This is a genomic window from uncultured Campylobacter sp. (assembly GCF_938045205.1).
Classification (GTDB): Bacteria; Campylobacterota; Campylobacteria; order Campylobacterales; family Campylobacteraceae; genus Campylobacter_B.
On the sequence record NZ_CALIMY010000034.1, the window covers coordinates 14,061 to 35,584 of the forward strand.

The following is a 21,524-nucleotide window of genomic DNA, read 5'->3' on the forward strand; positions in this document are numbered from 1 at the left end:
TTGGGTGCGCAAAATTTTAAAATTTAAGGCGTAAATTTAAAATTTTAGATACAATTCAATTCTCGGTGAGAGCCGAAACGAAAGGCATAAAATGAAGTTGAAAGCGGTGCTTTTAGGAATTTTAACCGCAGGCGTGCTAAGCGCCGGAGAGGTCAGCGTAGCAGCCGCTGCGAACACGACGTATGCGTTTGACGAGATTAAGGCGGAATTTGCCAAGTTACATCCGCAAACTACGCTAAATGTGAGCTTGGGTGCGAGCGGTGCGCTTAGCACGCAGATCAAAAACGGCGCGCCGTTTGATATTTTTATGGCGGCTGATATGAAATTTGCAGACGACCTGCATAAAGAGGGCTTTGCGACGGCGCCTGCCAAAACCTACGCAAAGGGCAAGGTCGCGATGTTTAGCGTGCGCGGCGTAGATCTTAGCAAGGGGCTTGAAATTTTAAAAGACCCTAGCGTTAAAACGATTTCCATAGCAAATCCAAAGACCGCTCCTTACGGCACCGCAATCGTACAGGCCTTCCAAAAAGCGGGAGTTTACGATGAGATCAAAGGCAAAATCGTAGAAGCAAAATCGATCGGCGAGGCACTTTCGCAAGCGCTCAAAGCTTCCGACGTCGGCTTTATCGCGGCTAGCGCGATGTATGCGCCTAAGATGGCAAAGGACGGCTGCAACGACAAGCCTTGCAAGCAGGGCAAAAATTTCGTCTTAGTCGATACCAAGCTCTACGAGCCGATAGCTCAAGGCATGGTTGTGCTAAACCGCGCCAAAGACAATGCCGAAGCCAAGGCATTTTATGATTTTATTCTAAGCGATAAGGGCAGGGCGATCTTTGCTAAATACGGATACGAGTTTTAATGATTAGAGCGAGAATCAACGAAATTTTACAAAAAGACGGCATCCATTCTGTAGGATTTATCGCGGGCGGCATCAAGCTACGTGGCGTATTTCTGCAGCTAAGTAGCGAGCTTAAGGTGGGCAGTGAAGTTTACGTGGGCTTTAAAAGTACTGATGTGCTTTTATCTCGCGAAGCCCTAAGTGGTGTATCTAGCGAAAATGAAATTCACGGCAAGATTATGAGCCTAAGCTTAGGTGAAATTCTATGCACGCTCAGGTTTGAAGGCAAGATAAGCTTTGATGTGCTCATTAGCGCGCATTCTGCGCAGGAGCTTGCTTTACGCGAGGGCGACGAGGTTTTCGCATACATTAGCGCCACTGCGATATATATAGAAAAATATGATAACGATTGATTGTAAGAAAAAAATCAGTGATGATTTCTCGATTGATGCTCGCTTAGAGATTAACAAAGGCTCGTTTGTGTGCCTATATGGGCGCAGCGGCAGCGGTAAGACTACACTGCTGCGCATTTTGGCTGGATTTTTGCGCGCAGATAGTGGTAGCATAAAAGACGGCGATCGTGTGCTGCAAGAAGGCAATGAATTCTTAAGTGCGGGCAAGCGCAGGATCGGCTTTTTATTTCAAGACTACGCACTTTTTGAGAATATGAGCGTGACGGGCAATCTACTTTTTGCCAGAAACGATCCGCAAAAAGCCGCAATGCTGCTTGAAATTTTAGAGCTTAGCGAGTTTGCGAAATCCGGCGTCGAGGGTCTTAGCGGCGGACAGAAGCAGCGCGTAGCACTTGCTCGCGCACTGATGCAAGAGCCTGAAATTTTGCTACTTGACGAGCCGCTTTCGGCGCTTGATTTTACGATGCGCGAAAAAATCCAAGAGTATCTGCTAAAAATCCACGAGCAGTTTCATCAGACCGTGATTTTGGTAAGCCACGACGTAAGCGAGATTTATAGACTTTGCAAGCGGGTTTATGAGATGAAGGACGGCAGGATCGTCCGCACCGGTACGCCGGAGGAAATTTTTCTTAAAACTAGCGGCTCACAGAAGTTTTCTTTCGCGGGCAAGATTGTCGATTTGCAAGCACGCGACGGGGTCAAAGTAGCCGTCGTAGCGATCGGCAGCCAGCTGTGCGAAGTGGTGCTAAGCAATGCAGAAGCCGATGGCTTGCAAGTAGGCGATGAGGTCAAAACAGGCGCCAAAGCCTTTAATATCACTCTGCGTAAAATTTAAACTTGCAGGCAAGCTTGGGCGCGCATAAGTGAGAAATTTCAACTAGATTAGAGATTTAAATGCAGACTCTTATGGAATTTTGCGCGGAATTTAGACGAGGAATTTTGCAAAATTTTAGCTAGATTTGCCCGCAAAATACGGCGAGATTTTAAAATTTCATTCGCATCGCGCTTAGAGTTTTATGAAACACAAAATTTAAACGCAGGCTAGAGCAAAATTACAATGCGAGACTAGATAGCGTGCGAAAATTAAGCTTTAAATTTTAGATTTTACGCAGACAGGCGCCGTTAAATTCCTTCTTTGAATTTATTAATTGGCGTGGTGGGTTTATTTTTAAATTTGGCGGCTTTTAGCTTACTTTTTTGGCAGGAGTTGCGCGAATTCTATCATGCGATCTTGGTAAAAATTTAATGTAAAGCTTCGCAAAAACTTAAATTTTTAGATTTGGAATTTTGCCTGGATTTTGTGGCTTTGAAATTTTAAAAGCTTTAACGGCTCAAAGCTTGCGTGCTAAACTCGCTTAATTTGCAAGCTGTGGCAAGGTTTTATTAACCCGGTTTTTTAGGTTTATGCGAAATTTTAAAATTTTGTTTTGTCGGGCTCAATCTAATTCCGCCAAGTTGTTCGGAGGGCGTAGTTTAGCCATATTTTTCGTGAAATTTACGCTCAGATAAATCCTGCCCGCTCAAGTTTTAAAGCTAAGCTAAGCTTTTTGAAATTTAGCTCAGCAAAATTCGTGACCTTAAAAATTTGCCGGCTTGGGTAGAGCTTAAAAGCTCAGCAGGATTTGCGCGCTTGAAGGAATTTATTAGCCAAGCACTTTTATAAATTCCGCTCGCTTTAGCTTGCGCGAAATTTTTAAAATTTCATTTCGCTAAAGCTCTTGCGCAGCTAGGTCTGCGCAGAAATTTTTAAAATTTCATTTTGCAAAGCCTTATGACTATGAGGTTTGCGTAAATTCTATCTAGCTTTGCCTCTAAATTTTAAAGTAGGGCTAGGCTTTTAAGATTTTATAGTTTGGGCCCAGCGGCTCGGCTCGGAGGATAAATGTTTGAAATTCTAAAGGGGCTCGATTACACGCCGTTTCTCGTCTCATTAAAACTTGCGAGCTTAACGACATTTGCGTTGTTTATCATCTGCGTGCCGCTCGCGTTTTTTATGGCGAGAAAAAATTTCCGAGGCAAAAGCGTGATCGAATCGATCATCTCGCTTCCGCTCGTGCTTCCGCCTTCGGTGCTAGGCTTTTACCTGCTCGTTTTTCTATCGCCGTATTCGGTGCTAGGGGAGTTTTTTGACAAACACTTCGGGCTTCGGCTCGTATTTAATTTCAGCGGGCTCGTGATCGCGAGCTGTATCTACTCGCTGCCGTTTATGTTTTCGCCGCTGGTTTCGGGCTTTCGCTCGCTTCCGCGCTCGCTTTTTTGGGCGTGCGACTCGCTCGGCAAGGGCTATTTTTCCAAGCTTTTTCGAGTCGCGTTGCCCGCGATACGCCACTCCCTGCTTAGCGCCTTGGTGATCTGCTTTGCGCATACGATGGGCGAGTTTGGCGTCGTGCTGATGATCGGCGGCAGCGTGAGCGAGCAGACTAAGGTTGCCTCCATCGCAATCTACGAAGCAACCGAAACGCTCGATTTTGCGCAGGCTCACGCATATTCGGCGCTGATGCTGCTCTTTAGCTTCGCCGTGCTTTTGATTATGCATTTTTTGGGCGCAAAGGGCGCGAAAATACAAGCTTAAATCGGCTTTAAAACGAAATTTGCTAAAATCCCGCAAAATTTGGAATTTGGCATGAAAAACAAAAAAGACTTCGTTACCGAAAGATTTAACGCCGCCTTGATTCTAGGCGCTGCGCTGCTTACGCTTGTAGTAGTTTGCGAGATTAGCTTTTTGCGCACTAGGATCGCTACGCAGCTTGATTTGCGGACGCGCACGGCGATTACTTTACTTAAAAATACCGACGAGTCGCTTTTTAGCGAGCTTGAAATTCTAAAAGAAAATATCCTTTCTTTGGATGCAAGGCATGAGGCTGCGCAAAGCGAGCTTTACGCGGATTTGATCCGCAACGTCGTAAAATCTTCTCATAGATTTTACGCTATTTTTTATCTGCGCGCCCACGGCGCGGAACAGGAGAGCTTGGCGCATTTTTCATCGGATGCGCGTATTTCGGATCTTGGCGAGATACGGCTTGCGGATATCGCAAGCGAGCTAAAAAAGGATGAATGGGTATCGCGCTATATGATGATGGACGGGGCTTGGCGGTATTTTTTGATCAAGCGCGTAAACGCTGATTCATATCTGCTAGGCTTTGCCAACACTACTAGGCCGATTGCCAGGCTCTCTTCGCTGGGAGATATTTTGGTCTTTAACGCCGAAGGCAAATTCTTTAACGCTCCTGGCAGCGTAACCGATCTATTGGGGCAGGATTTTGATTTTTCGCGTCTAGGCGAAGTGGTGAGCTTCGAAGACGAATCGGGGCTAAGCTTTGCATATCTTGCGAAATTTGGAGATAATTTCGTAATGGCTCGCGAACGAGCCGGCTATTTTTTAGGCGTGGACGATTTTATCGTCGTAGCGCTAGCAGCGGTAATTTTAGCTTATTTAATCCTTCTAATTTCAAATTTTACGTTTTTAAAAAAGCGCGTTTTTATCCCGCTAGCGGCAGTTCAAAACGCGCTGCGCCAAGGGGATTATCACTCCAAAATTCGCGATATAGAAGCGCTAAATCCGCTAAGCTCCGTCTTAGAAATTTCTAAATCCATAGATGAGGTTTTGAAGTCTAATTTGCGCCACGGCGATTTTAGCCTCAGCTTTAAAGATGCGCTAAAATACAGCTCTCTTTCGGTGCTTAGCATCGATAACGTCGCAGGCACGATCGAAAGCGCTAGCAACGGTGCGCGCGAGCTTTATGGCGATGACGTCGTAGGACGGAATATATTCGCGCTGCAAGCAGGCTCGTTTTACGATCACGCCTATCAAACCCAGCGTGCAAACTATGTCAAAGAAAACTATGTCGTAACCCGCCAAGAGACCAAAAATGGCGTCAAAGACCTTTATGTTAAAAAATCTTATATCCGCGACGGAAGTAAAATTTCAACCCTTTTCGTGGTGCTTGACGCGTCGAAATATCGCAGATTTTACGATGAAACTAAGCAAAAATATGAGTATTTAAATCACGCGCCTATCGTTACACTCGTGTTTGACTACACTTCGGGCAAGATCGTAGATGCTAGTAAAAATATAAAAGAGCTTTGGGGTTACGAAGCGGCGCAGTTTTTAAGCGGCGAGATAAGGCTATGGGATTTGCTGGATGAAAAGGATGCGAATGAGGCTAAAAATGAAATTTTAAACCGCTTAGCCGATATGCCCGCAGAAGAGCTAAGCTTTTCTCAAAGCTATAAAATTCGCCATAATGACAATATCCGCTATAGCTACGAAGTGAGCATCTATGTCAAAAAGTCCGCCGCCAGGGCTGCGTTTTATTTTCAAAATATTGATGACGATGTTAAGGCGATCCGCGGCTTGCAGGAGGATTTGGACTTTTACCGCACCGTAATCGAGACTAGGAATTTTTGCACCTGCTTAATCGATCTTGATGCGCAGACGCTGTCGTTTGATAAAAATTACTTTAAAATTTTAAAATATCGCGGCAAAAGGCTAAACACTGCGATGAGCTTCGGGGAGTTCAGTTATGAAATTTACTTCGCGGATTTAGAGAATTTCAATAAAATGATCCGCGAATGCACCGCCGGGCTTAGGAGCGATTTTAGCTGCGAATTCCGTCTGCGAAATGCCGCTAATGCCTATACTTGGATCAGTATGCAAGGCTACGTCACCGAAAAGCAGGGCTCTCGCTCGCGCCTTGTAAAAACTACGCTCGAAGATATCAGCTCGCGCAAACAGACGGAGCTGGAGTTAAATTTAAACGCCAACGTCTTTTCGCGCTCGCTAGAGGCGATCTTAATCACAGATGAGAGCGGTCGCGTGCTGCGCGCTAATAACGCCTTTTATGAAATCACCGGCTATAGCGAAAGCCAAACTATCGGCAAAATTCCAAATTTCTTCGCTCCTACGGAGGGCGGAGCAGACGTGATGGAGAGGATTAGAAAAAATCTCGTTGGCAAACAGACCTCCTATAAAGATGAAATTTACGGACTAAAAAAAGGTGGTGGCACCTTTCCTGCGTTATTTACGGCAATTGCGATAAAGGATGATTTTTCGCTTACTTCAAATTTCATTCTGATGTTTACCGAAATTTCGCAGATTAAGCAAAAAGAGAGCGAGCTAGCCAAGATCGCCCATCACGACGCGCTTACCGGGCTTCCAAATAGAGTGTATTTTATGAAAGCTGCGCAGAGATTTACGGCAAACTCGGGCGAAAATTCCAAGCTTATGGCGGTGCTTTTCATCGATTTTGACGGCTTTAAAGCGATCAACGACACCTACGGGCACGAGGTCGGCGATATGTTTTTACAAGCGATCTCAAAAGCGATGAGCGGGCTACTGCGTAAAGGCGATATTTTAGCGCGCCTTGGTGGCGATGAGTTCGGCGCCATTATCGGCGATCTGCAAAGCAAGAACGCCGCGCATGTGCTATTAGATCGCCTGCTTGGAATTTCAAAGATTAAATTTAACCTCAAAGGCAATGAGATTAGCGCAAGTATCAGCGTTGGCGCAGCGTTTTACGACGGCAGCGAAAAGATCGATTTTCCAGGACTTTTATCGCGCGCGGATAGGGCGATGTATCGCGCCAAAACGAGCGGCAAAAACCGCTACTGCATCTTTGAGCGCGCCGAAGCAGACGGACCTAGCGAGGAAGGGATTGCTGCGGCGATCGAAGAGGGGGAGTTTTTCGTGCTCTATCAGCCGATCATTAGCGGAGCGCAGATTTACGGATATGAGCTGCTTTTACGCTGGGATCGCGGAAAGCGCGGAATTCTTGCCCCACAGGATTTTGCGCAGATATTAAGCGAGCCGCGATTTGAGTTGCCGATCTCAAAATTTGCGTTTTCAAAGATGATGGAATTTAACGCTCAAACGGGCGCAAACTGCTCTATAAACGTAAGTTTAGCCGTGCTTACAAACGACGAATTTTACGATTTCGTAGCTCACAGCTTGCGAGACAGAGCTAATGCAAAAGGCGAGTTGATGTTTGAGATAACCGATTTTAGCGAGCAAAATTTTAAGGAATTCGCCCCTGCGCGTGGGCGTTATGCAGATCTTGGGGTTAAATTTGCTCTTAATAGCGCAAATAAAAATAATATCCCATTCCTGAATGCCCAGCCTTTCGATATCGTTAAAATTGACCGCGAGCTCTGCCTGGACATAGGCAAGAAAAAAAATGCTATCCGAACGATGGTGGAGATCACAGGCAAGCTAAAGCGCGAGTTCGGATTCGCAGTAGGTGCTCAAGGCGTCGAAAATGCGCTATCTCTGCGGCTTTTAAACAATTTGAAATTTAACTATCTGCAGGGAAATTTTATCGCAAAAGCGCTTGATCGCAGGGAGATAGACGCTTTCATCGCGCGATTTAAAGATACGCCCAAGCTTGCAGCCATCGACAAAGATGAGTTTATCAGCTTCTTAAACGCGCTTGATTACAAAGAGCTTGCTTTAAGCTTCATTTCGCGCGCCGATGCAGGCGATCTGAGCCCCGGAGAGTTTGAAGGCTTTAGAGCAAAATTCGGCGAAATTTTAAACAAAACTCAAAGCGCGGGCAGCGAAAAATTTGCGCTAACTACAGAAATACGTAAGCAAATTTTAGATATTCTTTCGCTTGATTACCGCGTTTTGGCAAGCTTCATTCAGAGCTTTAAAACGCGGCTGAATCAGTTCATAAGCGATTTGGAGGCAGCATGATAGATAGCGTTAGCGCCGATTTTGATCACGAGATACCCAACGGCTCGAGGCTTTATTTCGGAAAGAGCGCGCAGCTCAAGCGCGAGCTGGAAAATAAAGCGAGCGAAATCCTCGTTAAAAACGGCTTTAGCGAAATTTTAACGCCATATTTTTCATATCATCAACACCTAAGCGTCGCGCCGCAAAAGCTTCTTAAGCTCTCCGATCCCACGAACCACGAGCTCGCGCTTCGCGCAGACAGCACCGTGGACGTCGTGCGTATCGTGCGCAAACGGCTGAAAGACGATAAGCTAAGGCGGCTATTTTACGTTCAGCCGACCTTCAAATACCCAAGCGACGAGTTTTATCAGATCGGCGCGGAGCTAATCGGGGAGAAAAATCTGCCGCTTGCGATCAAAATCGCGCAGGAATTTTTTAAAGAATTTGATCTTGTGCCCGCGCTTCAGCTAAGCAATATCGAAATTCCTAAAAAAATTTGCGAAATTTTAAACCTGCCGCTTGAAATTTTTGAAAAGGGCAAGATTGAGACGCTGCTTGAGCAAAATTTGCCTTGGCTGGACGCTACGGCTCGCGCCACGTCGCTAAAGGACGTGCAGGATCTGCGCGCGCAGGTGCCTGAAGAGCTAAAGCCGTGTTTAGATGAAATTTTAAATTTAGGCGTAGATTACGACAATATACGTGTTTCGCTGCTATATTACTCTAAAATGCGCTATTACGATGCGCTATTTTTTAGATTTTTAGACGCGGGCGCGGTGTATTGTAACGGCGGAAATTACGAGATTGACGGGCTAAAATCCAGCGGCTTTGCGCTGCTAGTAGATGCTTTGATAGAAAAAATTATGCAAAAGGATGAAAAATGAGCAAAGTTGACGTAGTCATCGGCGCCCAGTGGGGCGATGAGGGCAAGGGCAAGATCGTAGATATGATAAGCGCGAATTACGATTTCGTATGTCGCAGCAGCGGCGGGCACAACGCAGGCCACACCATCGTTATAAACGGCGAGAAATTTGCGCTGCATCTGGTGCCTAGCGGCGTGCTTCATAAAAATATCATCAACATCATCGGAAACGGCGTCGTGATCAATCCCGACGTGCTGATTACCGAGATGGCGCAATTTGAAAATTTAAAGGGCAGATTTTTCATAAGCGAGAAGGCGTTTTTAAATTTACAGTACCACTCGCTGATCGATCAGGCGCGCGAAAAAAGCAAGGGCGAGCTTGCGATCGGCACCACCGGCAAGGGCATAGGGCCTGCGTATGCCGATAAGATCGCGCGCACGGGACACCGCGTAGCGGAGCTTTTGGAGCCCGAAAGGCTCGCCGAGGCGCTATCGCGCGATTTTGCTTCGCATGAGAGCGTTTTTGAAAAAGCGGGGGTTAAAATCCCTAGCAAGCTTGAAATTTACGATGAACTAAAGCGCTATAAAAGCGCGCTCGAGCCATACATCGCCGATACCACGCATATGCTGTGGAAGGCGCTTGATTACGATAAGCGCGTACTCGTAGAGGGCGCGCAAGGAAGCTTGCTTGATATCGATCACGGCACCTATCCTTACGTCACGAGCTCGACGACTATCGCGGGCGGGGCTTGCAGCGGACTCGGGCTCGCGCCGAAAGATATCGGCACGGTGATGGGGATTTTAAAAGCCTACACCACTCGCGTGGGCAACGGCGCGTTTCCTACCGAGGATAAGGGTCCGCAAGGCGAGGCGATGCGCGAGATCGGCAAAGAGTATGGCACCACGACGGGCAGGGCGCGCCGCTGCGGCTGGTTCGACGGAGTGGCTACGAAATACGCCGTGCGCCTTAGCGGCATCGACAAGCTCGCGCTGATGAAGCTTGACGTCTTAGACGGCTTTGAGAGCATTAAAATTTGCCGAGCATATCGCTATAAGGGGGAGGAGATCGATTATTTTCCGATCGATTTGGAAGCTGCCGAGCCGGTTTATGAGCAGATGCAGGGCTGGGACAGCGTCAAAGGAATTTCAAAATTTGAGGATCTGCCGCAAAACGCGCAAAATTATATCCGCAAAATAGAGGAGCTAAGCGGCGCGAAAGTGGGCTTTATCTCTACCAGTCCCGAAAGAAGCGACACGATAATTTTATAAAATCGGGCGGAATTTTAAGAATTTTAAAATTCCGCCGTTTGCAAACGCGGGCGGCGCGACCGCTCATAGAACTGAATTTAAAGGAACGATCATGCGAATACGACTACCACACGTGCCATATATCGCGCATAAAATAGCGCTGGATCTGCTAAACTCGGGCTGCGTTACGCTCGGTGCGGGCATAGAACCCGTCGCCAAGGAAGCGGACGAGATCATAAGGACCGATCTGCAAAAAGAAAGAGCGATAGACGAGCGCGCAAACGAGCTGATAGATGAGCGCATAAGCGAGCTAGATGAGATGAGCGTGAATAAAAAAGATATGTTTTGGCTCATCAAGCGCCACATCGCAAACGATGAGAATTTCGAGCTAAATTTCGAGGATCGCTACGGCACCATATCGCATAAAATTTTAGAAACCGTTTGGAAGAAAAATTTGATCGATTACAAAGTCTCGGAAAACAGGCTAAAGACGATAATTTATAACGCGATCGAGGAGTATTTGAAAAGCTACCAAAAGATCGAAGACGAGGTCTATGAAAAGATCGAGGGCTACAAGCAAAAATTGATCCCGGGTACCGAAGAATACGAGCTTGTGTTTGAAAAGCTCTACGAAGAGGAGCTAAGAAAACGGGGTATGCTGTAATGAACGCGTATATCTACATAGAAAACGGCATCTACCTGCAAGCCAAGGCGTTCGGCAAGGGCGGCAGCGCATTCGGCGAGCTCGTGTTTAACACCTCCACCACCGGCTACGAGGAGATCATCTCAGATCCAAGCTACGCGGGGCAGTTCATTATCTTTACGATGCCCGAAATCGGCATCGTAGGGATCAACGAAAACGACAAGGAAAGCTCCAAAATCCATGCCAGCGGAATTTTCGTAAGAAATTTTAATAACGAGCCTTCAAATTTCCGCTCGCAGATGAGCCTAGAAGATTATTTTCTGCAAAACGGGAAATTCGGCGTTTACGACATCGACACTAGATTTTTAACCAAGATGCTGCGCGATCAGGGCAGCCTGCGCGCCTTCGTTTCGACCGAGATCAGCGATAAGGCGGCTCTTAAAAAGGCGCTTAGCGAGTCTGCGCGTATAGAGGAGATCAACTACGTAAGCATCGTAAGCACGAAGGCGCCGTATAAGCACACCTCCGGGCGCTGGGATGCCGAGCGCGGAAGCTACGCTCAGCCCGCAAGCCGCGGCAAAAAGATAGCCGTGATCGATTACGGCGTCAAGCGAAATATCCTAAACGAGCTTTGCGATCTGGGGCTCGGCGTCGAGGTTTTTCCGCACGACGTTAAAGCGGAGGTGCTGATCGCCAAATTTAAAGAGGGGCAGATCGACGGCGTGTTTTTATCAAACGGCCCGGGCGAGCCTCGCATGCTTAAAGAGGAGATCGCGCAGATCAAAAAGATGGTTGAGGCGCGCGTGCCGATTTTTGGAATTTGCCTAGGTCATCAGCTGTTAAGCAACGCGATGGGATATGAGACCTACAAGCTGAAATTCGGCCAGCACGGCGCAAACCACCCCGTGCAAAATCTGCGCACTAAATCGATCGAGATCACTGCGCAAAACCACAACTACAACGTCCCAGAGACGATCGCGCAGATCTGCGAGATCACGCACCGAAATCTTTTCGACGGCACGATTGAGGGCGTGCGCTACAGGGAGTATCCCGTATTTTCGGTGCAGCACCACCCCGAAGCCAGCGCAGGGCCTACCGAGAGCAAATATATATTCAAAGAATTTCTTGAAATTTTATGATTTTTAAAATTTTGCCCACATGAAATTTTACCGCGATCGCGCGGTAAAATTTTAAATTTACGGCAAGCTTTAAATTCTAACGCGGTCTTTGAGTCGTAAATTTAAAGCTCGTCGCAGCCTGGATAATTGCAGGCTAGAGTAGCGTGTAAAGCGCACTTTTGCGGGCTGAGGATTACCGCGGTGATTTTGAATTAAGCAGCTTTTTGGATGAAACGAATCTGTGCTAGTCGCGGTTTTAAATTTAAACCGGCTGCGCGCCGTAACTTTTCATTTGCGCGATTTTGCTTCCACATAGCTTTTAAGCGCACGCGCGGCTAAATTTCATGCGTTTTAAATTTAAAAGTTGGCTTGACGCACTTAGCCCTTTCAAAACAGATCCTGCGGTACATTTCGCCCAGTCTCAAGCCGTTTAAATTTGAGAAGTCGTCTTGTTGCTGTCAAAAGTTTCGCTAGCAAGCTGCCTTGCCGTCCGTAAAATTTTATCTAACGCCGTTTGCCTACTAAAACCTTATCGGCGCCGTTTCATTTCCCTCTAAAAGCCATTTGCCTAAAATAAAATTCCGCTCCGCCGCGTAGTGAAATTTTACCTGCGCCAGCTTTGGAATTTTACTTTCAGCCGCTCTTAAATCTTTTTCGCACTGATAAGATTTAGCTCGCGTTACTTTAAATTTTTGCTCCATTCCTAGGCTGCGGTTTTTATCCATGCTTCTTTTTTAATCCCGCCCATATTTGCACCTAAAATAAGAGTTGTGTTACTTTATGAAATTAAATTTTTAACTTAACATTATTTTAAGCTCAATAAAAGAGAAAATTTGAAAGAATTTCGTTTGAAATTTCGCCTTGAGGGGTCTGCTATGAGCTGCGCTTTAAAAGAGCTGGACGTCTTGCTAGTCGAGGATGATACTAAATTACTAGCCTCGCTGCATAAGGCGTTTGAGGGTATTTTTAACAACGTTTACAATGCCCAAAACGGGCTTGAAGGTGTGAAAAAATTCAAAAAATTTAGCCCTAATCTCGTCATTACCGATATTTTGATGCCGATCGAAGATGGGCTAGCGATGATACGTCAGATCAAACAGATCTTTCCACATGCCCCAATCGTGGTGCTTAGCGGCTTCAGTAGGGAGGAGCAGCTAAAAGGCGTTATGGAGATTGGCGTCGAGCGGTATTACTTTAAGCCGGTAGATATCGCCGCATTCGTGCTAGAGATAAGTGCGCTGATGAAGTCTAAGCTGGACTCTGTACGAGTCGTAAATATGGGTGCGGGCTACGTATTTGATGGGCTTCGTCGTATTTTACTGAAGGATGGCGAGCAGATCGTGCTTACTAAAAAGGAGCTTTCTTTTGTTTCGCTGCTAGCCAGTCGCGTGGGCGAGCTGGTACTTTACGAGGAGATCAAGCGTTATGTTTGGACCGAAGGAGCCGTGAGTGATACGGCGCTTCGCACCTTCGTCAAGCGTATCCGCGATAAAGTGGGTGGTGAAATCATAAAAAACGTCCCGAGCCTGGGATACAAAATCGAGCTTGAGCCTGCTTAAATTTGATCGCGTTTTTGCCGCTTTGTAATTTATGGAATTGCACTCGTAAAATTTTACGTTTAAATATGCCGCGATTAATGCGGAGCGAGGTAGAATTCCGCGCTCAAAGCGCCACAGATTAAAATTTTATGCTCGTCCAACTTACTAAATTTGACTTGATAAAATTTAACCTCTCAAGCTTTTCAAAAACTTCTTTGCTTAAAAGCCCAAACTAAAAATTTCTTGCTAAAATATCGCAAAATTCCGCGTTCTGCGAATCGTTCTAAAGGATTTGTTTTGAAAAATTTGCCCTCTAAAAATCTCTTTGTCTACACTAGCTCGCGTGCGCTACGTGCGGCGCTGCAAAACGAGAGCGGCGGCGTGCTGGCGCCTAGGATTACTTTGGCGGAATTCTACGAAAAGGCGCTTTTTGTACCGGATCTTGTCGCTTGCGGCGAGATAGACCGCGCGCTTTTTATGAAGCAGGCGGTGAGCGAGAGCAAGCGCGCGGACGAGAGGCTTAAATTCCCTAACGAGCTTTACGAGTTTATGCGTAACCGCGAGTATCTTTTTGGTTTTTTCAAGGAGCTTGCGACGGAGCGCGTAAGTATCGATGCGCTCGATCTTAGCGACACCTATGCGTGGTATGCCGAGCATTTTGAAATTCTGCGAAAGCTAGCGGGGGCATATGCAAGGATTTTGCGTGAGCATGGATTTTACGACGAGATCACGCTGCCCGCGCTTTATGAACTAAACGAATCCTATCTGCGCGGATTTGAGCGGATAGAAATCAACATCGACGGCAATCCTAGCGCATTTGAGTTCGAGGTTTTTAAGCGCGCTGCGGAGCTGAGCGAGGTCGTACTGAGCTTTAGAGCCACGACTTTAAATTCCAAGCCCGTGCGCGCGGTGGAGGAGCTTTGCGGCATAAGCCTAGAGCCAGGTTTTACCTACCGCGTAAATCTTGGTACGGGTGAAATTTTAAGCCGCAAGCCGCTAAGCGTGGGCGGAGCGGTTGTGTGTAGAGGCTTTGAGCTGCGAAGCTTGCAGGCGAGCTACGTTTTTGAAAAAATTTCATCCTTCGTGCGCGCGGGCATCGCGCCGGAGAGCATCGCGGTGATTTTGCCCGACGAGAGCTTTGCCGGCACGCTGCGGCTTTACGACGAGCGCATCGCAAGGGCTCGCGGCTCGCACCGCATGCTAAATTTCGCGATGGGCGAGAAGCTTAAAGATAGCCTATTTTACGTAACGCTAGAGAAAATTTCGCAGTGCTTAAAAGAAGCGCGCATGCCGAAATTTGGCGTAGATTACCACGCATTCAAAAGTCCGGATGGAGGATTTTTGAATGCGGAGGATTCCGCGGTACAGCAAAATTTAGCGCTAGGGAATTTCGCTTCGGAGAATTCTATTTCGCAAAATTTCGCACAGCAAAATTCCGCGTTTGATTGCGAAATTTTTTCAAATTCTAAAACGGATTTAAATTTTATATCTGCGGAGGCATTTGAAAATACGGAAAATTTTGAAATTCTGCACGAAATTTCGGCGGAACGCGCGAATAGCGCGGAAGAGCAAAGCTTTTCGGCAGAGTTTGCAGAGTTGCAAGAGCCCTTGGAGCATGTGCAGCAGCGCGATTATTCGGTTAGTGCAAAACGGCAGGAGCCTTCAAGGAAGCAGCAAGGGAGCCTACGAGACTCTATGCAGCGGGAGCATATAGAGCTTGAGGAAGAAGATGGGTATTCAAAAAGCCCTGAGCAGCGCGATCGTTTTAGGCACTCTAAAATGCGCGAGGACGCAGATGAATATCCGCAGCGCCCAAACCCACAGGAGCTTGATCTGTTTTTTGCGAGTGTGGGCGTGGATGAGGCGTTTTTTGGCGAGTTTGCGCGCGATTTTGCAAAGCAAGTAAGCTTCGAGCATTTTGAGGCACTAATTGCCAAGCTCGCCTGTTTACCTAAAATTAGCGATGCGCTGCTGCAAGAAAAGCTAAAAGAGCCGCTATATCTAATTAAAATTTTGCTTCGAAAATTTAAGGACGAAAACCTAAGCTTGGGCAATCTAATCGATCTTTTTTTGTTAGAAATTTCGCGCATCAAGCTCGACGATGTTCGTGGCGGAAAGGTCACGGTAATGGGGCTTTTAGAGAGCCGTGGGCTACAATTTGACGGCGTGATAATCCCCGATTTTAACGATGATCTGGTGCCAAAGCGCAGTAGCGGAGAGATGTTTTTAAACTCTGCTTTGCGCGCTAGAGCAGGGCTCATCAGCCACGCAGATCGCGAAAATTTACAAAGATTTTACTACGACGGCTTGCTAAGAGGCGCTAAAAAAAGCGCGATTTGCTATCTGCAAAGCGTCGAGAAACTACCTTCGCGGTTTTTGAAAAGCTTTGAAGTGCGACAAGACGCGGAATTTTCGCAGGAGGATTATTTGCGGCTTTTTGGGCGAGAGGAATTTAAGCCCACCTTATGCGGACAAGAAGATCCCGTGGCTCGCCATGATTTTTTTGCCGAGGAGCTATCGTTTTCGCGGCTGGATACGTTTTTAGAATGCAAGAGAAAGTATTATTACCGCTACGTTTTCGGGCTGAAGGAGGGGCTAAAATTTGGCGAGGATAATGCGCTTTTGGGCAAAATTTTACATACGAGTTTTCAGCGTTTATATGAGCGAGCGGGGATGAAATTTAGCATGGAAAAATTTCGCCCTATTTATTCGCAGCTTGCGCGAGAAGCGGGCATCGCGCGCTTTGATGCGGAGCTTGAGCTAAAATCGGTAGAAAAGCTAGCTAAGCTTTTAGAAGAGCATGAGCAAATTTGGAGCTTTAGCGGTAGTGAAATACCACTAAAAGGCGAGCTTGACGGAGTGCGGCTGAGCGGGCGGATCGACCGCATCGACGAAGATAAGGCAGGACGGAAGTTCATCATCGATTACAAACGTGGTTCAGCTAAAAAGCATATGGAAAAATTTCAGCTTACGTTTTATCGCGCGCTTTTAGCCCAGGAATGCGAATGCGCCTATCTGTCGCTAAAAGATTGCGCGTTTGCGGCTCCTGGCGACAAAACGCCTAGCTTAGAAAATCTGCGCGAGACGCTAAGCTCTATCGGCAAGGAATTTGCAAGCGAGGTTGCTTTTACGCGTACGGAGGCGGTGCAAAGCTGCGAATACTGCGATTATAAAATCATTTGCAAGGGGCAGATCGATGGCAAAATTTGAAAATTATCTGGCGCTTGAAGCAAGCGCGGGCAGCGGCAAGACCTTCAATCTCGCAGTGAGGTTCATCGAGCTGGTTCTAAAAGGCGAGCCGATCAATGAAATTTTAGCGCTTACCTTCACCAAAAAAGCTGCTGCTGAGATGAAAACGCGCATCGTGGAGAAATTTCAAAATTTGTTGCTTTTGCAGGATGGCTCGCTAAAGCCTAGCGCCGAGCTGGAGCAAATTTGCGCTGATTTGGGACTAAGCGCGGATGAGATTTTGGCAGCGCAGCAGCGCCTACTGCCTAAATTTTTAAGCGAGAGCCTAAATGTCTTTACTTTCGATGCGTTTTTTGCAAAGGCTCTGCGCTCCTTTGCGCTAAATAGCGGCATCGATCCAGGCTTTGAAAACGATGAAAGCATACTAGGCGTGCAGCAGGCGGCGTTTTTAGGCGCGATTTGCAAAAAAGAAGCGCTATTAAGAGAGGTCGTGGATTATGTAAGCGACTCAGGAATGACAAAGAGCGAGTTTTTAAATAGCTTGCAAAGCATTTGGAGAGGCGATATAAGCATAAATCCGCCCACGCTTCCCGCAAACTCCGCACTGGCAGAGATAAATGAAATTTTATCTCGCTTGCAAAAAGCGGCGAGAGATGCGGGCGTAAGTGCTGGAGCCGTAAATGGGCTAAGCCCTGTTAGCGATTTGTCAAAATTATCTTCGGGCTTCATTCTTTCGGCTCTTGCCAACGGCAGTTTCGATTATCCGCGCTCACAGCTTAAAAAAATTTCGTATCTTGACGGCGAGTTAGCAAGGCTAAAAGACGCCGTAGCTCGCGAAATAGCGTGGATGGATGCGACATATGCGGTTAAGCTGGCAGGACTAATTAGAATTTATGCCGAAGCGCTTAAATCGGTGCAGCGCAAAAGCGGCAAGCTTACGTTCGGCGATGTCACCGCAGCCGTGCACTCGCTGCTAAATCCGAGCGCAGAGGCGTTGCAGGGCAACCGCGAGCTTTTGTATTTCAGGCTCGATTCTAAAATCACGCATATTTTAATAGACGAATTCCAAGATACCGACATTTGCCAGTATGAAATTATGCTGCCGCTAATCTCTGAAGCGCTTGCTGGCAAAGGGGCGGAAGAGCGCTGTGGCAGCTTTTTTTACGTAGGCGATAAAAAACAGAGCATCTATAAATTTCGCGGTGCAGAGAGAAAAATTTTTGATATTTTGCGCGAGCAGTTTAGTCAAATCAAAACGCAGAGCTTGCCGCGCAATTATCGCAGCTTAAAACTCATTGTAAAATTTGTAAATGAGATCTTGCGCGATAAATTTGCGTCTTATGAAGATCAAATCGCAGCAAATAAGCTAGATAGCGATCTGCCCGCTTCGGTGCTGCAAAAAATCAAGGACTATCCGCTTTCCCATCCGCAAATGCCGCTATTTGAGGTACAAAGCGACGATTACGGCTACGTAGCGGCATTTTCATACGACGACGTGCTAAAGGGGGCTGCGGAGCAAGCGCGCAGGCTTGTTGAGGAGTGCGGCGTGAGAGCTGATGATATTGCGATTTTATGCTGGAAAAACGAGCATGTAAGCGCGCTAAAAGAGATGCTATCGGAATTCTGCGAGGTTTGCAGCGGCTCAAATAAGGCTCTGCGTTGCAGCGAGCAGGTAAATGCCGTAATTCAATACGCGAAATTTTGCGTAGGTGGCGATGAAATTTATCTGCGAAACGCCGAAGCGATTTTAGGGAGGCGGCTTAAAAAGATAGCGGTCGATCTGCATAAAAACGCGCAAAAAACGGCAGAATTTATAGCTAGCTCGCTGAAATTAAATTTCGTCGATCCAGATCTGCTACTGTTTTTTGAGACGCTGGCAAAATTTAATAGTTTTAGCGAGTATCTGTTTGCAAACGACGAAACGGAGGTATTTGCCAAGGAACAAAGTGGCATTAAAATTATGACCGTGCATAAGTCCAAGGGGCTTCAGTTCCCGCACGTAATCGTTTGCGACCGCATCGGAGGAAAAGACCGGGGCGAGAGCTCAAAGCTCGCGACGGACTATGATTTTGCCACGCATAAGTGGAGAATTTTTTATAAATTTGCGAGCAGAAAGAGCCTGGATACGGAATTTGCAGCATTAATGGACGAAAACGATCGCTCTGCACACGAAGAGGATATAAACAAACTCTATGTGGCATTTACACGCGCCGAACGCTCGCTCATCATCGTAAAACGCTTCGAGGCAAAAATAGATCAATACAATTATAGCTTTTTTTCGCCTTACGCCAAAAAGACCAAGGGCGCGGGCGTCGTGGAGTGGCTGGATATCCCGGATTTTCAATACGGCTATGTAATCCCAAGCTTCGTAAAATCAGAAGAGCAGTCGTCGCGAAAAAAGATCGCGCTCGTAGCAGGCGAGTCTCAAGGCGCGCAAGAAAAAGCTAGCGGAGGCGAAGCTGAGGCGCTAAGCGCGATATATTTCGGCGAGGCGCTGCACTATGCTCTGGAGATGAGCGAAGGCTTTACGGCGGATGAAATTTTGCGAGGAGTAAGTCTGGCAAGAGGTTGCTACGCTAAATTTTTAAACGATGCGGATTTTGAAAACATCGCGGCACGGGCGCTTGGCCTAAGCAAAAACGAGGAATTTTTAGCTCTGATAAAGGGCGCTCAAGCTTATAAAGAGATGCCGATCAAAAGCGCGGAGGGGGATCTTTTGCGCGTGGATCTGGCGTGCTTTGGGCAGGATGAAATTTTGCTTTTTGATTACAAAAGCTCCGAAAAATACCTCGCGCAAAACAAAGCTCAAGTGGCGCGGTATAAAAGCGTGATCCGCGAGTTTTATCCGCATGCGCGAGTGCGCGCCTTCGTGCTGGTTCTCGAAGCTGCGGGCGCTAATCTGATCGAAGTAAATGAGGAGGGATAAAATTTTAAAATTTAAATAAAATTTGAGCGTAGATAGATTAAAGATAGCTTAAATTAAGCTATACGTAAGGATATTTCTATATAATCACAGCTCAAATTTTAATAAGGCGGAAACCATGACAGAAATTACAAAGCCTAGCGAAGTTAAGCGCGACTGGGTCGTTATCGATGCGACCGACAAAAGATTCGGTAGGATGCTTACCGAAGTTGCGGTATTGCTACGCGGCAAACACAAACCAAGCTATACTCCAAATGTAGATTGCGGAGACTACGTCGTTATCATCAACGCTTCAAAAGCCGTATTTACCGGCAATAACAAAGGCGACGACAAACTTTATCACAGCTACTCGGGCTATTTCGGAAGCGTAAAGAGCGTAAAATTTCAAGACCTGCTTAAAAACAATCCCGCAAAGCTCTACAGACTTGCGGTTCGCGGCATGCTTCCTAAGACGAAGCTTGGCAAGGCGATGATCAAAAAGCTATTCGTATATGAAGGCGGTGAGCATCCTCATACTGCGCAAACAACTAAAAAAGGAAAATAATCATGGCGACAATTTATGCAACCGGAAAGAGAAAAACTGCCGTAGCTAAGGTTTGGGTAAAACCGGGAAGCGGCAAGATCGTAGTAAACGGCATGGATCTAAACACCTGGCTAGGCGGTCACGAGGCGATCAAACTAAGGGTCGTTCAGCCGCTTTTAGCGACCAAGCAAGAGACCTCGATGGATATTACCGCGCAGACTTTGGGCGGTGGATATTCGGCTCAAGCGGATGCGCTAAAGCACGGAATTTCAAAAGCGCTTGCCGCGATGGATAAGGATTTTAGAGCGGCTCTTAAGCCAAAAGGTCTGTTAACTCGCGATAGCCGCGTGGTCGAGCGAAAGAAATTCGGTCGCCGCAAAGCGCGTAGAAGTCCGCAGTTTTCTAAGAGATAATGTTTTTTACAAATTTGTGACGAAATTGTCACGAATTTGTAAATTCTTTAAAAATTTTATGGTAATATCGAATTACAACTTTATTTGAAAGGATGTTTAATGAAGAAAGTTCTACTTGCATTAAGCTTATGTGCATCCGGCGCATTGTTCGCTAGCGATGCTGATTATCACTGGGAGATCACCCCTACTATTGGTGGAATGACTCATGAAGGCAATATGGATTTGGATTCGAATTTTATGTTCGGTCTACGTCTTGCCAAAAATCTACAAGATTCGTTTATCGATCAAGTAGAGGTTGGTTTTGATTACTCTCGCAATATCGGCGTAGAGGATTTAGCTCACAGAGTAGGCAACGATAAGCCTGACGCTAAATATTATCACATCAATGCTGTAAAAGACTTGGTAAATTTCACCGATAATTTCAAATTATACGGCTTGCTAGGTCTTGGATATATGGATTACACTAAAGACGTTTACAACGATGGCGATCAAGATAGCGGCTTCGGTCAATACGGCTTGGGTCTAAAATACTACATTACCGACAACTTCGCTACAAAACTTGAAGCACGCGATGCTATCAGATTTGACGACGGCAACCACGTATTATTCTATACTCTAGGCTTTGCAGTTGATTTTGGCAAGAGATATGCTGATGCAGCTCCAGCTGCCGTTCCGGCTCCTACAGGTTGCAAAGATGCAGATAACGACGGCGTATGCGATAATGTCGATAGGTGCCCAGGCACACCTGCCGGCGTAGTTGTTGATGAATACGGCTGCGAGAAGGTTATTAGATTAAATTTGGGCGTAAATTTCGCTACAGATAGCTCAAAAATTTCCCCTGAGTTTATGAACCAGATCAAAAACGTAAGCGACGTGCTAGTGGCTCACCCTGATTACAAAGTAATTCTAGAGGGTCACACCGATAGCACCGGTTCGAATGCATATAATCAAAAGCTTTCCGAGCGCAGAGCTGCTGCAGTTGGAGGTGCGCTTAAGAGCTTCGGCGTAGATGCCAGCAGAATCACCACTGTAGGATACGGCGAAACTAAGCCTATCGCTACAAACGCTACTAAAGCAGGCCGCGCTCAAAATAGACGCGTTGATGCTAAATTTAGAAAATAATCTTTTCTAGATCCACATAAGCGGAGC

The 21,524-nt window shown here is 46.6% G+C and carries 16 protein-coding genes; 15 read left to right on the plus strand and 1 reads right to left on the minus strand.

The features are described 5' to 3' along the window. Positions 1-91 precede the first annotated feature (91 nt). The 9 genes from modA (at position 92) to carA (ending at position 11,810) form a co-directional block, all read left to right on the plus strand. Positions 92-859 (plus strand): molybdate ABC transporter substrate-binding protein, encoded by a 768-nt coding sequence (modA, locus tag Q0198_RS02080; RefSeq protein ID WP_297894428.1) that lies wholly within the window; start codon positions 92-94, stop codon positions 857-859. Then, complete coding sequence (locus Q0198_RS02085; protein WP_295151054.1) at positions 859-1,251, plus strand: hypothetical protein; 393 nt, start codon at positions 859-861, stop codon at positions 1,249-1,251. The genes modA and Q0198_RS02085 overlap by 1 nt, the downstream gene beginning before the upstream one ends. Next, on the plus strand, positions 1,238-2,086 hold the full coding sequence (locus tag Q0198_RS02090; protein ID WP_297894430.1) for an ATP-binding cassette domain-containing protein: 849 nt from the start codon (positions 1,238-1,240) through the stop codon (positions 2,084-2,086). Before Q0198_RS02085 ends, Q0198_RS02090 begins: the two co-directional genes overlap by 14 nt. 1,047 nt (positions 2,087-3,133) lie before the next feature. Continuing rightward, complete coding sequence (gene modB, locus Q0198_RS02095; RefSeq protein WP_297894431.1) at positions 3,134-3,823, plus strand: molybdate ABC transporter permease subunit; 690 nt, start codon at positions 3,134-3,136, stop codon at positions 3,821-3,823. Between the two features lie 51 nt (positions 3,824-3,874). Continuing rightward, positions 3,875-7,942 carry a diguanylate cyclase gene (locus Q0198_RS02100; RefSeq protein ID WP_297894433.1) on the plus strand — a complete coding sequence of 1,356 codons (4,068 nt, stop codon included), beginning with the start codon at positions 3,875-3,877 and terminating at the stop codon, positions 7,940-7,942. Then, positions 7,939-8,802, plus strand: a complete 864-nt coding sequence (locus tag Q0198_RS02105) for an ATP phosphoribosyltransferase regulatory subunit (RefSeq protein ID WP_297894435.1) — start codon at positions 7,939-7,941, stop codon at positions 8,800-8,802. Before Q0198_RS02100 ends, Q0198_RS02105 begins: the two co-directional genes overlap by 4 nt. Beyond that, positions 8,799-10,049, plus strand: coding sequence for an adenylosuccinate synthase (locus Q0198_RS02110; protein ID WP_297894437.1), 1,251 nt, complete (start codon positions 8,799-8,801; stop codon positions 10,047-10,049). The genes Q0198_RS02105 and Q0198_RS02110 overlap by 4 nt, the downstream gene beginning before the upstream one ends. Positions 10,050-10,140: 91 nt before the next feature. Further along, the gene (locus Q0198_RS02115) at positions 10,141-10,692 is read left to right on the plus strand and encodes a DUF507 family protein (protein ID WP_297894439.1); all 552 of its coding nucleotides are present in this window, start codon (positions 10,141-10,143) and stop codon (positions 10,690-10,692) included. Continuing rightward, positions 10,692-11,810: a glutamine-hydrolyzing carbamoyl-phosphate synthase small subunit gene (carA, locus tag Q0198_RS02120; protein WP_297894441.1), complete on the plus strand. Its 1,119-nt coding sequence runs from the start codon at positions 10,692-10,694 to the stop codon at positions 11,808-11,810. Before Q0198_RS02115 ends, carA begins: the two co-directional genes overlap by 1 nt. A gap of 500 nt (positions 11,811-12,310) precedes the next feature. On the opposite strand, the gene Q0198_RS02125 is transcribed toward carA, so the two are convergent. Then, positions 12,311-12,514, minus strand: coding sequence for a hypothetical protein (locus Q0198_RS02125; RefSeq protein ID WP_297894443.1), 204 nt, complete (start codon positions 12,512-12,514; stop codon positions 12,311-12,313). Between the two features lie 108 nt (positions 12,515-12,622). Here Q0198_RS02125 and Q0198_RS02130 point away from each other — a divergent pair, with 108 nt between their 5' ends. The 6 genes from Q0198_RS02130 to Q0198_RS02155 all read left to right on the plus strand — a co-directional run bounded on the left by Q0198_RS02130 (position 12,623) and on the right by Q0198_RS02155 (position 21,497). Beyond that, positions 12,623-13,348: a response regulator transcription factor gene (locus Q0198_RS02130; RefSeq protein ID WP_297894445.1), complete on the plus strand. Its 726-nt coding sequence runs from the start codon at positions 12,623-12,625 to the stop codon at positions 13,346-13,348. A 276-nt stretch (positions 13,349-13,624) separates the two neighbouring features. After that, positions 13,625-16,537, plus strand: coding sequence for a PD-(D/E)XK nuclease family protein (locus tag Q0198_RS02135; RefSeq protein ID WP_297894447.1), 2,913 nt, complete (start codon positions 13,625-13,627; stop codon positions 16,535-16,537). Beyond that, the gene (locus Q0198_RS02140) at positions 16,524-19,442 is read left to right on the plus strand and encodes a RecB-like helicase (protein WP_297894448.1); all 2,919 of its coding nucleotides are present in this window, start codon (positions 16,524-16,526) and stop codon (positions 19,440-19,442) included. Before Q0198_RS02135 ends, Q0198_RS02140 begins: the two co-directional genes overlap by 14 nt. A 115-nt stretch (positions 19,443-19,557) precedes the next feature. Further along, on the plus strand, positions 19,558-19,983 hold the full coding sequence (gene rplM, locus Q0198_RS02145; RefSeq protein WP_005869672.1) for a 50S ribosomal protein L13: 426 nt from the start codon (positions 19,558-19,560) through the stop codon (positions 19,981-19,983). Between the two features lie 2 nt (positions 19,984-19,985). After that, positions 19,986-20,375 (plus strand): 30S ribosomal protein S9, encoded by a 390-nt coding sequence (gene rpsI, locus Q0198_RS02150; protein WP_005869670.1) that lies wholly within the window; start codon positions 19,986-19,988, stop codon positions 20,373-20,375. A 99-nt stretch (positions 20,376-20,474) separates the two neighbouring features. Continuing rightward, positions 20,475-21,497 (plus strand): OmpA family protein, encoded by a 1,023-nt coding sequence (locus Q0198_RS02155; RefSeq protein ID WP_297894450.1) that lies wholly within the window; start codon positions 20,475-20,477, stop codon positions 21,495-21,497. Positions 21,498-21,524: the final 27 nt, after the last annotated feature.

Bases quoted from the DNA above. Each gene is read 5' to 3' on its own strand.
- rplM (WP_005869672.1), top strand. From the start codon at position 19,558: ATGACAGAAATTACAAAGCCTAGCGAAGTTAAGCGCGACTGGGTCGTT.
- Q0198_RS02115 (WP_297894439.1), top strand. From the start codon at position 10,141: ATGCGAATACGACTACCACACGTGCCATATATCGCGCATAAAATAGCG.
- Q0198_RS02090 (WP_297894430.1), top strand. From the start codon at position 1,238: ATGATAACGATTGATTGTAAGAAAAAAATCAGTGATGATTTCTCGATT.
- Q0198_RS02155 (WP_297894450.1), top strand. From the start codon at position 20,475: ATGAAGAAAGTTCTACTTGCATTAAGCTTATGTGCATCCGGCGCATTG.
- Q0198_RS02105 (WP_297894435.1), top strand. From the start codon at position 7,939: ATGATAGATAGCGTTAGCGCCGATTTTGATCACGAGATACCCAACGGC.
- rpsI (WP_005869670.1), top strand. From the start codon at position 19,986: ATGGCGACAATTTATGCAACCGGAAAGAGAAAAACTGCCGTAGCTAAG.
- Q0198_RS02125 (WP_297894443.1), bottom strand. From the start codon at position 12,514: ATGGATAAAAACCGCAGCCTAGGAATGGAGCAAAAATTTAAAGTAACG.
- modA (WP_297894428.1), top strand. From the start codon at position 92: ATGAAGTTGAAAGCGGTGCTTTTAGGAATTTTAACCGCAGGCGTGCTA.
- Q0198_RS02140 (WP_297894448.1), top strand. From the start codon at position 16,524: ATGGCAAAATTTGAAAATTATCTGGCGCTTGAAGCAAGCGCGGGCAGC.
- Q0198_RS02110 (WP_297894437.1), top strand. From the start codon at position 8,799: ATGAGCAAAGTTGACGTAGTCATCGGCGCCCAGTGGGGCGATGAGGGC.
- carA (WP_297894441.1), top strand. From the start codon at position 10,692: ATGAACGCGTATATCTACATAGAAAACGGCATCTACCTGCAAGCCAAG.
- Q0198_RS02085 (WP_295151054.1), top strand. From the start codon at position 859: ATGATTAGAGCGAGAATCAACGAAATTTTACAAAAAGACGGCATCCAT.
- Q0198_RS02100 (WP_297894433.1), top strand. From the start codon at position 3,875: ATGAAAAACAAAAAAGACTTCGTTACCGAAAGATTTAACGCCGCCTTG.
- modB (WP_297894431.1), top strand. From the start codon at position 3,134: ATGTTTGAAATTCTAAAGGGGCTCGATTACACGCCGTTTCTCGTCTCA.